The following is a 12927-nucleotide window of genomic DNA, read 5'->3' on the forward strand; positions in this document are numbered from 1 at the left end:
GCTACAGCGCAAATGGCAAAGCCCCGGCATGAAGCCAGGGCCAGAGCCAGTACTTTTTACCCGTTTGACACAGGCACAAGCAACGCCGACGCTTGATTCAGAAGCAAACCTTAAGCAAAATCCGCTTTTGAATAAAGCTGCTTTGAACGCTTTGAATTTAAGCGTTGGTTACTTTTGCCGAGTGTTCTTTAACCAGACGAGCAACAGCGGGAGACAGCTGAGCGCCGTTATCGACCCAGTATGTAACGCGGTCAGATGCGATGCGCAGGGCTTCTGTGCCTTCTTTGGCCACAGGATTGTAAAAGCCGACGCGCTCAATGAAACGACCGTCACGACGGTTGCGCGAATCGGCAGCAACCAGATTATAGAACGGGCGTTTTTTTGAGCCACCGCGGGCAAGACGAATAACCACCATAGGTAGACCTTTGTGAATGAGTTCAGGAATTCTTAAAACAGAAGATGATAGCACCAATTGCCACCGCCTGCCAACAAAATTCCACGAATTGATCTGAAAAACCGAATTAAAACAACAGACTTAGCGTCTCTGAAGGTAATGGACGGCTCCCGTCTCGGTTTCTTCCTGAGATAAAAGCGGGTTGTGCGTCTGCTTGGAAAACGCCTGGAAATCACGAATCGCATTGCGGTCTGTGGTAATGATCTTCAACACCTCACCGCTTTGTATGGTTGCCAGCGCTTTTTTTGCACGCAATATGGGCAGCGGGCAAGTTAATCCCGACGCATCAACCACCTGAACAAACGCAACATCTTCTGACATAGCTATTTTCCTAAGATTAGCCAGCTCCCGCCCTGCAAATGATTGCAGGGCGGGACACAGCCGGATCCTCTGCGGCTGTTTACAGCCGCGATTCCACCCATTCTTGAACGCCGGCCACAGCACCAGGCAAGGCCGCAGCATCGGTGCCGCCGCCCATGGCCATATCGGGGCGACCACCACCTTTGCCGCCGATTTGCGCAGACACATGGGACACCAGATCCCCCGCCTTCACTTTACCAGTCAGGTCCTGTGTGACACCAGCTGCCACGCTGACTTTACCATCGCTTTCGGTAGCCAGCAGCACAATTGCGCTCTTGAGGGTGTTCTTCAGATTATCAATGAGACCGCGCAGCGACTTCGGATCGGCATTTGGAATAACCAGGGCCAGCAACTGCACTCCCTTGACCGACACTGCCTGAGATGACAAATCGGCACTGGACGCTGCTGCCAGTTTGGCCTTGATGCGATCCATTTCTTTTTCCGCCGCACGCAGCTGTTCCTGCTGCAACCGGGCTCTTTCCACCAAATCGGCAGGATTGCTCTTGAGAATGGCAGCGACCTGCTGGACCGAAGCATTGAGGTTCTGTACCCAGTCAAAAGCGTTGTGCCCGGTAATGGCTTCCACACGCCGCACGCCCTCACCCACACCACTCTCGGAGACGATTTTGAACAGGCCAATATCTCCGGTGCGCGCCACGTGCGTGCCGCCGCACAGTTCGCGCGAAAAACCGATATCCAGGACCCTTACGCTGTCGCCATATTTCTCGCCGAACAGCGCCATGGCCCCGTCCGCCACTGCCTCATCAAAGGACATCACGCGCGCAGCCACTTCATTATTGGCCAACACCTCGTTATTGACTATCGCTTCCACATCCCGGATCTGCGCGGCAGTAACCGGCGAGCCGTGGGAAAAGTCAAAGCGGGTTTTATCGGGATCCACCAGCGAACCTCGCTGCTGCACATGCTCGCCCAGGACCTGCTTGAGCGCCTTGTGCAACAGGTGCGTGGCCGAGTGGTTGCGAACGGTGGCAGCACGCCGCCCAGCGTCTACCTGAGCCTGGACCTGATCGCCGACCTTGAGACTGCCCAGGCTGACCGTACCGTGATGGCCAAATACATTGGCCTGGATTTTTTGTGTATCTACAACATCAAAAGTCGACCCGAAACCGGCTAGGGTCCCGCTGTCGCCAACCTGGCCGCCGGATTCGGCATAAAACGGCGTATTGTCCAGCACAACAATGGCATCCTGACCTTCCTGAACCACGTCGACCATCGTACCGTCCACATAGAGTGCCTGTACGGTTGCAGTGGTTTGCAGATGCTCATAGCCTTCGAAGCGGGTTTGTGCACCGCCGTACTGCAGGTTCGTTGCCATCTTGAACTTGCCGCTGGCTTTGGCCTGGGCCTTCTGGCGCGCCATGGCTTGCTCGTAGCCCGCCTGATCAACGCTGAAATCACGCTCACGACACACGTCGGCGGTCAGATCGAATGGGAAACCGAATGTATCGTACAAACGGAAGGCAGTCTGGCCATCAAGCACGCCACCCTTGCCCAGCGCAGCCAGCTCATCGTTCAGTATGCGCATCCCGTTGACCAGGGTTTCCTGGAAGCGCACTTCTTCTTGACGGATCACGGACGTCACACGTTCAGCCGATTTGGCCAATTCAGGATAGGCCTCGCCCATCTGCTCGACCAGATCGGCCACCAACTGGTGGAAAAACGGTGTTGTCTTGCCCAACTGATGACCGTGACGCAGGGCGCGGCGAACAATACGGCGCAACACATAGCCGCGACCAACGTTACCGGGAATGACGCCGTCTACAATCATAAAACTGCAGGCACGAATATGGTCGGCAATGACCTTGAGCGAATTATTGGACAAGTCGCTGGTGCCGGTCTCGCGTGCCGCAGCCTTGATCAAACTTTGGAAAAGATCGATTTCGTAATTGGAATGCACATGCTGCAACACCGCAGCGATACGCTCCAGGCCCATGCCGGTATCGACACAGGGACGTGGCAGCGGCGTCATATTGCCCTGCTGGTCGCGCTCGAACTGCATGAATACCAGGTTCCAGACCTCGATGTAGCGGTCGCCATCCTCTTCGGGCGATCCCGGTGGGCCACCCCAGACATCGGGCCCGTGATCATAGAAAATCTCCGAGCATGGACCGCAAGGGCCAGTATCTGCCATTTGCCAGAAATTGTCGGACGCATAGCGTGCGCCCTTGTTATCGCCAATACGGATAATGCGTTCTGCCGGAACGCCAATTTCCTTGAGCCAGATATCATAGGCTTCGTCGTCTTCCTGGTAGACCGTGACCCACAGTTTATTGGCCGGCAGGCCGTAGACGGTGGTCAGCAATTGCCAGGCGTAGCGAATGGCATCCTGCTTGAAATAGTCGCCAAAGCTGAAATTACCCAGCATTTCGAAAAACGTATGATGCCTGGCGGTATAACCGACATTTTCCAGGTCGTTGTGCTTGCCGCCGGCACGCAGGCAACGCTGCGAGGTGGTGGCACGCGAATATGGCCGCGTCTCCTTGCCAGTGAATACATCCTTGAACTGCACCATACCGGAGTTGGTGAACAGCAAAGTGGGGTCGTTTCCCGGCACCAATGAAGAAGAAGGCACAATGGTGTGGCCCTTCGATTCAAAAAAGTGCAGGAATTTCTGGCGGATGTCAGCGACTTTCATTGTAAGAAATGGAAGAAAAATTTGGTAACCCGTTATTATAAGATGACTTTCGACGATTGCGCGTATCAGCACTGCAAATGTCAAAGTAATGTGTCGCTTCCTGACCTCGGTCAGCCGCAGCACACTGACATTTGAGTCAAATTTGTATGCCGCACGATGCGTTGGCCCGGCTGGCCAATGCCACGAATAAACGAAAATTCGAATGAATATAACGCAAGCAAAGCAAGTATTCAAACCACGCGCTTTCGCTATTGGTGTGCGCACCCCACCTGCCCTGCTTCCACGTCAATCAGTGTATTTAATCGTTGTACGTTGTACTTTAAACGCGTCGGTCTGAAACGCACCGGCCTGAAGAGCACCAACCGACACTTGCTTGCCTGTTCTGCTTATCACTTGCTCTTTTCGCTCGAAGCGCAACAGCAATAGGACAAAGCCACTGATGCTCGTTTGGTGAAAATCAGTGGCAGATCCCGCTCATATGGGTGCACGAGCACACGGGCATATGGCCATATGAACAAAAGCCGGTGCGTCGCTGCGACACACCGGCTTCGGGTCATTACCACGTGCTGCGTCAGTTATGAATGGCGTCCGCTTCCGATGTAAACGAATCGGCAAAAAACTCATCCTCGGGCAATCCGCAAAGGCCGGTATATTCGGTGCGGGCACTGTTGACCACGATGGGTGCACCGCAAGCATACACCTGGTGTCCTGACAGATCAGGATAATCCTGAATCACTGCCTTATGCACAAAACCGATTCTGCCCGTCCACGCATCTTGCTCCGTGGCGTCGGAAATGACCGGAACGTACGTGAAAAAGGGCAGTTCGCGCGCCCACTGCCGAGCCAGATCGTTCATGTACAGATCGTGCGGGCGGCGACCACCCCAATAGAGCGTGACCGGACGGGTAATGCCCTTGGCAATAATGTGCTCCATCATCGCCTTGATGGGTGCAAACCCGGTTCCACTGGCCAGGAAAATAATTGGCTTATCGCTGTCGTCGCGCAAAAAGAACGAACCCAGCGGGCCTTCTACCCGCACAATTTCACGCACCTTCATTTGTGTGGCGCCGGCGCCAAAAACATGGTCTGTGAACACCCCACCGGGCAGATGACGGATATGCAGCTCTACTGGTTCCGTGCCGTTGGGCGCGGTCGCCATGGAAAAGCTGCGCCGCTTGCCATCCTTCAAAATGAATTCGATATATTGTCCGGCATAATATCGAAACGGTTCAGTGGCAGGCAGCTGCAAGCTCATGACCATCACATCATCGGCTTTTTTGTCCAGCGCCATGACCCGGGCCGGCATCTTGCGGATTTGAATGTCGCTGGCCATACGTACTTCGCGCACCTCAATATCCATATCGCTGGTCGCGTGTGCCTGACAGAACAGCGTATAGCCGGCGCTGATGTCTTCGGCCGACAGAATCTGCGCCGGAGCCGGACCGGCTTCGAATGTACCGCTCAGCACCTTACCCTTGCAGGTAGAGCAGGAACCGCTGCGACAACTATAGGGCAGCACGTAGCCCGCACCAAGAGCTGCGTCCAGAATGGTCTGCCCTTCTGCTGTTTCAAATTGATGGTTGCTGGGATGCACCGTCACTTTATATCCCACGACTCTACTCCTTGTTTGCTGCCATGACCGGCAACAGTGTAATGTTTTTCATGCGCACCACGAACAGGCGTCCCTTGCGGGCACGTTTGCCAATGTACTCGGCCAGCGCCTGCAACGATAGCGTATCCTCAGTCTGTTTGTTGCGATAGATGCCCGACACCATGATGCCGCCCTCGCCCACGGGAATGATCTGGGCCAGACTGTCGCTGGCGTCAAGCGTCATCAATTGAGTTCCCCGGCCGCCGCCTGCAAGCGATTTCACTTCGCCCAGGCCAACGATCAGGATTTTCCCTTTGGCGGTATACATCGCCAGATGGGTACTATTATTGAACACCGGTATGGGGCGCAGCAAATGCTGCTCGGCCTCGACCGTGACGAACTGCTTGCCTGCTTTCTGACGGCTGATCATATTCGACAGTTTTGCGGTAAAGCCCAACCCGTTGCTTTGCATAAGCAACCAGCGACTGTCTGCGGCACCCGCGATAAACTGGGTAACCTGGGTGCCGCGCTCCAGATCGACCATGCTGGTGATGGGCTGGCCATCCCCCCGCGCCGACGGAAGCGTAGACACCGCTACGGAATAGACGCGGCCGTTGCTGCCCAGCGCGATCAAGGTATCGGTGCTCTGGCATTCGTAGGCTGCATACATGCGATCGCCGGTTTTGAAGCCGAACTGAGTGTGGTCATGACCATGACCCTGACGCGAACGCAACCAGCCCTTTTCCGACACGATGACGGTAACAGGCTCCTGCACGATACGGGTTTCCAGTACAGCTCTTTCGGCCTCCTGGATAATTGTGCGGCGCGGGTCACCGTATTTTTTGGCATCGGCTTCAATTTCCTTGCCAATCATCCGCTTGAGCGCCGACGGGTTGTCCAGCAGCTCCTGCAGTTTCTTCTCTTCACCACGCTTGTCATTGAGCTCCTGCTCAATCTTGAACCCTTCGAGCTTTGCCAACTGGCGCAGCCGCATTTCAAGAATATCTTCGGCCTGTCTTTCCGTCAGTGAAAATCGTTCCATCAGGGCCGCGCGCGGTTCGTCGGACTCGCGTATGGTCTGGATCACTTCATCCACGTTCAGATACACCAGCATGCGGCCTTCCAGCACATGGATGCGATCAATGACCTTATCCAGACGGTATCGCGTACGTCGGGTGACCGTCTGGGTACGGAACTGCAGCCATTCCTCAAGCACGGTACGCAAATTGCGTTGCCGCGGACGGCCGTCAATACCAATGCATACCAGGTTGACCGATACCGTGCCTTCCATGCTAGTCTGAGCCAGCAGCAGATTGACAAATTCGTTGCGATCAATGCGCGAGGACTTGGGCTCGAAAACCAGTCGCACCGCCGCTTCCCGTCCGGACTCATCGCGCACGGCATCAAGCATTCCCAGCATGGCAGACTTGTTTGCCTGCTGATCGGGTGTCAGCGCTTTCTTGCCTGTCCGCACCTTGGGATTGGTGATCTCCTCAATTTCCTCCAGTACTTTCTGGCCCGAGGTATTGGGCGGCAGTTCCGTGATAACCAGTTGCCACTGTCCACGCGCCATCTCTTCAAATTCCCAGCGCGCTCGCGCCTTGAGCGAGCCACGACCTGATGAATAGATGGCCGCGATATCGCTGGCCGGTGTAATGATCTGGGCGCCGCCGGCAAAATCCGGTCCAGGAATCAGCGTATACAGCTCTTCATCGCTCATGCGCGGATGACGCAACAAACCCAGAGCGGCAACCGCCACTTCCTGCAGGTTATGCGAAGGAATTTCAGTTGCCATTCCCACAGCAATACCAGAGGCGCCATTGAGCAGCATGACAGGCAGGCGCGCAGGCAACATTTGCGGCTCCTGCTGGCTGCCATCGTAATTGGGAACGAAATCTACCGTGCCCTCATCAATTTCACCGAGCAGCACATCCGCTATGGGCGTCAGGCGCGCTTCGGTATATCGCATGGCTGCAGCGCCATCGCCGTCGCGCGAGCCGAAATTGCCCTGGCCATCAATAAGCGGATAGCGCAAGGTGAAATCCTGGGCCATCCGCACCAACGCGTCATACGCAGCCTGGTCGCCATGCGGGTGAAACTTGCCCAGCACATCGCCGACAACCCTGGCCGACTTGACCGGCTTGGCGCCGGCGCGCAGGCCCATTTCACTCATCGAATACAAAATGCGCCGCTGCACGGGCTTTTGTCCGTCGCCCACGTCGGGCAAGGCCCGCCCGCGCACGACAGATACCGCATAGTCCAGATACGCCTGCTCGGCATACAAACCCAGGGTGATGGTTTCGTCTTCGGGAGGCGCTGCTTCAAACAGGTCCGTCTGGTCTTGATCACTCATTACACATCCACTTCCGCTAAATTACCTTTGTCTTCGAGCCAACTGCGTCGCTGCGCAGACTCACCTTTACCCATCAGCATATTGAACATTTTTTTCGTCTCTTCGGACGTCAGTTCGCCATACCCCACGGGCAGCAAACGCCGGGTGTCCGGATTCATTGTCGTTTCCCACAGCTGTTCAGCACTCATTTCGCCCAAGCCTTTAAAGCGGCTGATACCCAGGCTGGCAAGTTTCACGCCATCCTTCTGCACCAACTTGTCCTGGATGGCCTCCAGTTCCGATTCATCCAGGCAATACAACTTGCGCGCCGGGCGCTTGCCCTGGGCCGGGACGTCCACCCTGAACAATGGCGGCTTGGCAATAAATACAAAGCCGTTTTCCACCAGCCTGGGGAAATGACGATAGAACAACGTGAGCAACAGCACCTGAATGTGCGAGCCGTCAACGTCGGCATCGGAAAGAATGCAGATACGCCGATAGCGCAGCCCGGAAAGGTCTGGATTGTCATTGGCGCCATGCGGGTCTACGCCAATGGCAACGGCGATGTCGTGAATCTCGTTGTTGGCAAACAGGCGATCTTTTTCCACTTCCCATGCATTGAGCACCTTGCCTCGCAGCGGCAGGACTGCCTGAAATTCCTTATTACGGCCCATCTTCGCAGAGCCGCCCGCAGAATCGCCTTCGACCAGGAACACTTCAGTGCGGGTACTGTCGGACGATTCACAATCGGTCAGCTTGCCCGGCAGGACCGCAACACCGGAACTCTTGCGCTTTTCCACTTTCTGCGCAGAACGGGTGCGCACCTGTGCCTGGCGGATAGCCAGCTCGGCCAGTTTTCTGCCTGCTTCCACATTACTATTGAGACGCAATTCAAACGAGGTTTTGGCAAAGCCGCCAACCAGCCTGACGGCATCGCGGTTGTTCAGTCGCTCTTTAATCTGTCCCTGGAACTGCGGATCCAGCACCTTGGCCGAGAGCACGAAACTGGCCCGGGAGAAAACGTCTTCGGGTAGCAGCTTGATGCCTTTGGGCAGCAGATTGTGCATTTCGATGAAACTCTTGAGCGCCGTATACAAGCCTTCACGCAAGCCGGCTTCGTGCGTGCCGCCTGCCGAGGTGGGAATCAGGTTGACATAGGATTCGCGCACCACCTGCCCTTCGGCAGTCCAGGCTACGGCCCATTCCGCACCCTCGCCATCGGCAAAATACTCATGCGACTTATCTGCATACTGACTATCGGCAAACACCGGCACCAGCAACTCTTCCCCCGCCAGCGATTCGGTCAGATAGCCGGTCAGCCCACGCTCATACAGCCATTTTTTCTGTTCGCCGGTTTTTTCATTATTCAGGACAACGGTGACACCGGGCATGAGCACGGCCTTGCTACGTAGCAAACGCAGCAGCTCGTTCATTGGAATCTGGGCGGTATCAAAATATTTGGGATCAGGCCAGATGCGCACCCGTGTGCCGGTTTTCTTGCGTGGTACCGCATCGCCCAGCCGCGTCAACGGGGCCTCTACCACACCACCTTTGGCAAATACCAGCTGGTACTCACTACTGTCGCGCCAGACGGTCACTTCCATTCGGGTTGACAGCGCATTGGTCACGGACACCCCCACGCCATGCAGTCCGCCCGAGAATGCATAAGCGCCGCCGGCTTTCTTATCGAACTTGCCACCGGCATGCAGCCGGGTAAAGACAATTTCAACAACCGGTGCTTTCTCCTCGGGGTGCAGACCGACGGGAATGCCTCGTCCGTCGTCTTCGACCGTTATACTGCTGTCTGTATTGACCGTAACGGTAATCTGTCTGCCGAAACCCGCCAGGGATTCGTCGGCAGCGTTGTCGATCACTTCCTGAATAATATGCAGCGGATTTTCCGTGCGGGTGTACATGCCCGGGCGCTCGCGCACGGGCTCCAGGCCCTTGAGGACTCGGATTGATGCTTCGTCATAGCTTTGCTTGGCGGCCACGTGTTTCTCAATACTGTTCAAAAAAACAGACATTTTACGTGCTCAAGGCGTTTTTTGTCGCCTAATAATCACGCTTTTCGACAATCTTTATCGATAAATGGTATTCTTACATTTAACCACAGACGCATTTGGCTGCTGTTTGCCTTTCAGGAGTATCCTTTCCTTGACTGGCCCGGGCTTCATACGCCGGCTTCGGAATTCAAACTGAAAAATCCATTCCGTTGCAGCTCACATCAAACCTATCCGCTTTGATCGACCTCAAATCGAGGCATCCCAAATACGTTATATTCCATTTCCGATTATCCTTGACCACTGTCATCTGAAACATTATGAGCGATCTGATCAAACACGCAACCGAGAAATCATTTGAAGCCGAAGTGCTCAAGTCGGAGCTGCCGGTGCTGGTAGACTACTGGGCCCCCTGGTGTGGCCCGTGCAAGGCGATTGCTCCACTGCTGGAAGAGGCATCCCGCGACTACGAAGGCCGTATCCAGGTAGTCAAGGTCGACGTCCAGGACCACCCGGAGGTCGCTGCCAAGTTCGGCATTCGCGGCATTCCAACACTGATGCTTTTCAAAAACGGCGAAGCTGTGGCGACCAAAGTCGGCGCAGTCAACAAAACCCAGCTTACCGGGTTCATTGACGAATCCATTTAAGTTACTTTTTCGCGCGGGCTCATTCGTCAGCCCGCCGCCATGACTCTTATTTCAATCCTTATCTATCCTTACTAATAAATAATGCACCTTAATGAATTAAAGGCACTGCATGTGTCGCAGCTGCTCGAAATGGCTGCTGGCCTGGAAATCGAAAACGCCAACCGCTTCCGCAAGCAGGAATTGATGTTTGCCATCATGAAGCGTCGCGCAAAAATGGGGGAACAAATCTTCGGCGATGGTGTGCTGGAAGTACTGCCCGATGGCTTTGGCTTTCTTCGCTCCCCCGAAACCTCCTACCTCGCCAGCACCGACGACATCTACATTTCCCCTTCGCAAATCCGCCGCTTCAATCTTCACACAGGTGACTCGATCGAAGGTGAAGTACGTGTGCCCAAAGACGGCGAACGCTATTTTGCCCTGGTCAAAGTGGAAAACGTCAATGGCGTATCTCCGGAACTGATGAAACACCGCATCATGTTCGAGAACCTGACGCCTCTGCACCCGGACGACCCCCTGATTCTTGAACGCGACATCAAAAGCGAAGAAAACAACACCGGCCGTATCCTGGATATTTTTTCACCCATCGGCAAAGGCCAGCGCGCCCTGATCGTCGCCAGCCCGAAGTCGGGTAAAACGGTCATGATGCAGCATATCGCGCATTCCATTACCACCAACTATCCCGATGCGACACTGATCGTCCTGCTGGTTGATGAGCGTCCCGAAGAAGTGACAGAGATGACCCGTACCGTGCGCGGTGAGGTGGTCGCCTCTACTTTCGATGAGCCGGCCACCCGTCACGTACAGGTTGCCGAAATGGTTATCGAAAAGGCCAAACGTCTGGTCGAGCTGAAAAAAGACGTGGTCATTGTGCTGGACTCCATCACCCGTCTGGCCCGCGCCTACAATACCGTCGTGCCCTCTTCAGGCAAGGTCCTGACCGGCGGTGTTGACGCCAATGCGCTGCAACGCCCCAAACGGTTCTTTGGTGCAGCCCGGAATATAGAAGAAGGCGGTTCCCTGACGATTATCGGTACCGCCTTGATTGAAACCGGTAGCCGCATGGATGAAGTCATTTATGAAGAATTCAAGGGCACTGGTAACTGCGAGGTTCATCTTGAACGCCGCCTGGCAGAAAAACGGATTTACCCCGCGATCAATCTGAACAAGTCAGGCACCCGCCGTGAAGAGCTGCTGATGAAACCAGAGAAACTGCAACGCGTCTGGGTACTGCGCAAATTCATTCACGATATGGACGAAGTCGAGTCAATGGAATTCATTCTGGACAAGATCAAATCCACGAAGAACAATGACCAGTTCTTCGATATGATGAAAAAATAAACAACCTGCATTCCTGATGAAAAAATACCTTCGGCTGCGAAGGTATTTTTTTGGTCATTCGCGCAGAGACGACAGCATTGCGATTTTCCACGCATTGAGTCAATGTCTGAACCGGAATTTGCGAAAATTTGCTCGCCAGATTTTATGGCTTATGCGTATGCGATGCGCCAGCATGACTACCCGATAATGCCGTTTTTTATCTCGTTCACAAGAAATGAAAATGAACAAAGTCAGCAAATCAACCTGCGCTGCAGCGATCGCTGCCAGCCTCTTGTGCGCGACCGGCCTGGCGCAAACCGCAGCACCGGCGAAAAAGTAAAACAGCCTGCAAAGTCGCATGACAACCTGCAACGCAGAGGTCAAAACAAAAATCGGCAGAAAGATGCTCGCAAGCGCTTTATGAAGGAATGCCTGAACAATCACAGCAAAAGCAGGCAGCTAGTTTTTAACCAGTTCGCAGCAGCCGATGGCCAATTGCAACCAGGATGCAAAAGCCCAATCCCTGACTGGCGAGGCGCGTAAATCCTTTCTACGCAGTTGCCTGAAAAATTCCTGATGCCAAGTCGCGACTGCAGGCACAACAGCCACGCGCACCGCAGCCGCTGCCGTTTTTTGATAAAAAAAAAGCGACCAACAATGTTATTGTCGAGTCGCCCAGAGAGAGTAATCATGATGGAGAGATTTCGCAAAAACTCCATCGTTATGTTAGCGCCGCAAGCCCCAGAGGGATACCCGCAGAATTTATTGTGGCATTTGTTGCTGCTGCTGATCCAGCATATCCAACGCCTGTTTGCAACTGGACTCCAGCTGCGCCTGATCATCGATGGCAGCCATTTGCGAGCGTTGCTCATCAAGCATCTGCTTCATCTGCTCAGCAGATCCGCCTGCCTTCACAACCAAGTCCTCGGCTTTTTTGAAGTAATCCTGGCAAGTTTGCGGCAGGCTGCTGTCAGCACTGGCAGAAGCGTCGGCAGCCGGAGCCGGTGCCTCACCCGAAGTGGATGAAGACTCGGCCCCCGGTGCCGCATCCGCATCGGCTGGTGCGGTTGAGGATTCTGCCGGTGCAGCCGGTTCTGCAGCCGGTGCGGAAGTGGCAGGTGCTTCGGACGTCGCCGCAGGCGTTTCGGGCGCCGTGGAATCGGCTCCCTTATCGCAACCAGCCATACCGAACAATCCCGCCACCACAGCAACCAGAATCGCGGAACGTGTCGTATTCAAATTCATGCGTTCCCTTTCAGTTATTGTGGCTGGCTGCCGCCAGAAGCCGGCGCCTCGCCAGAAGGCGCAGGTGTTGTGCCGGAATCAGCAGGTGCTGCAGGCTCAGCAGCAGGTGCCGATGTGGCCGGCGCTTCGGATGATGCCGGTGGTGTTTCCGGTGCTGACGAATCTGCACCGTTGTCGCATCCGGCCAATCCCAACAAGCCTGCCAGAGTCGCCGCCAAGGCCGCTGAGCGTATCGTATGAAGTTTCATGATATCTCCTCGTCTTATTGTGGCTGGCTGCCACCAGAGGCAGGTGCTTCGCCAGAGGCAGGTGCTTCGCCAGA

11 protein-coding genes are annotated in these 12927 nt (G+C 55.0%); 3 read left to right on the plus strand and 8 right to left on the minus strand.

Features of this window, described 5'->3' with window-relative positions:
• Positions 1-157: 157 nt before the first annotated feature.
• From rpsP to ACTIKR_RS12975, 6 genes are all read right to left on the minus strand, one after another.
• Positions 158-415: a 30S ribosomal protein S16 gene (gene rpsP, locus ACTIKR_RS12950; RefSeq protein WP_442328051.1), complete on the minus strand. Its 258-nt coding sequence runs from the start codon at positions 413-415 to the stop codon at positions 158-160.
• Between the two features lie 120 nt (positions 416-535).
• Positions 536-775, minus strand: coding sequence for a sulfurtransferase TusA family protein (locus ACTIKR_RS12955; protein ID WP_100696267.1), 240 nt, complete (start codon positions 773-775; stop codon positions 536-538).
• Positions 776-854: 79 nt separating this feature from the next.
• Entirely contained in the window at positions 855-3470 is a 2616-nt protein-coding gene (gene alaS / locus ACTIKR_RS12960) for an alanine--tRNA ligase (protein WP_442328038.1), read from the minus strand.
• A 571-nt stretch (positions 3471-4041) separates the two neighbouring features.
• A complete protein-coding gene (locus ACTIKR_RS12965) occupies positions 4042-5082 on the minus strand; it encodes a CDP-6-deoxy-delta-3,4-glucoseen reductase (RefSeq protein WP_442328039.1) in 1041 nt (346 codons plus the stop codon).
• A gap of 4 nt (positions 5083-5086) precedes the next feature.
• On the minus strand, positions 5087-7414 hold the full coding sequence (gene parC / locus ACTIKR_RS12970) for a DNA topoisomerase IV subunit A (RefSeq protein ID WP_442328040.1): 2328 nt from the start codon (positions 7412-7414) through the stop codon (positions 5087-5089).
• Positions 7414-9420 (minus strand): DNA topoisomerase IV subunit B, encoded by a 2007-nt coding sequence (locus tag ACTIKR_RS12975; RefSeq protein ID WP_442328041.1) that lies wholly within the window; start codon positions 9418-9420, stop codon positions 7414-7416. The genes parC and ACTIKR_RS12975 overlap by 1 nt, the downstream gene beginning before the upstream one ends.
• Before the next feature lie 296 nt (positions 9421-9716).
• Between ACTIKR_RS12975 and trxA the strand changes: the two genes are divergently transcribed.
• The 3 genes from trxA (at position 9717) to ACTIKR_RS12990 (ending at position 11937) form a co-directional block, all read left to right on the plus strand.
• A complete protein-coding gene (trxA, locus tag ACTIKR_RS12980; RefSeq protein WP_193086972.1) occupies positions 9717-10043 on the plus strand; it encodes a thioredoxin in 327 nt (108 codons plus the stop codon).
• Between the two features lie 81 nt (positions 10044-10124).
• Positions 10125-11381, plus strand: coding sequence for a transcription termination factor Rho (rho, locus tag ACTIKR_RS12985; RefSeq protein WP_128394322.1), 1257 nt, complete (start codon positions 10125-10127; stop codon positions 11379-11381).
• A 466-nt stretch (positions 11382-11847) separates the two neighbouring features.
• Positions 11848-11937, plus strand: a complete 90-nt coding sequence (locus tag ACTIKR_RS12990; protein WP_442328042.1) for a PsiF family protein — start codon at positions 11848-11850, stop codon at positions 11935-11937.
• A gap of 185 nt (positions 11938-12122) precedes the next feature.
• Here the strand turns inward: ACTIKR_RS12990 and ACTIKR_RS12995 are convergent, their stop codons facing one another.
• Together ACTIKR_RS12995 and ACTIKR_RS13000 are read right to left on the minus strand one after the other, a co-directional pair.
• Positions 12123-12605 (minus strand): DUF5339 family protein, encoded by a 483-nt coding sequence (locus ACTIKR_RS12995; protein ID WP_442328043.1) that lies wholly within the window; start codon positions 12603-12605, stop codon positions 12123-12125.
• A 14-nt stretch (positions 12606-12619) separates the two neighbouring features.
• Positions 12620-12853, minus strand: coding sequence for a hypothetical protein (locus tag ACTIKR_RS13000; protein WP_442328044.1), 234 nt, complete (start codon positions 12851-12853; stop codon positions 12620-12622).
• Between the last annotated feature and the right edge of the window lie 74 nt (positions 12854-12927).

The organism is Advenella sp. (genome assembly GCF_052108595.1).
GTDB lineage: Bacteria > Pseudomonadota > Gammaproteobacteria > Burkholderiales > Burkholderiaceae_B > Advenella.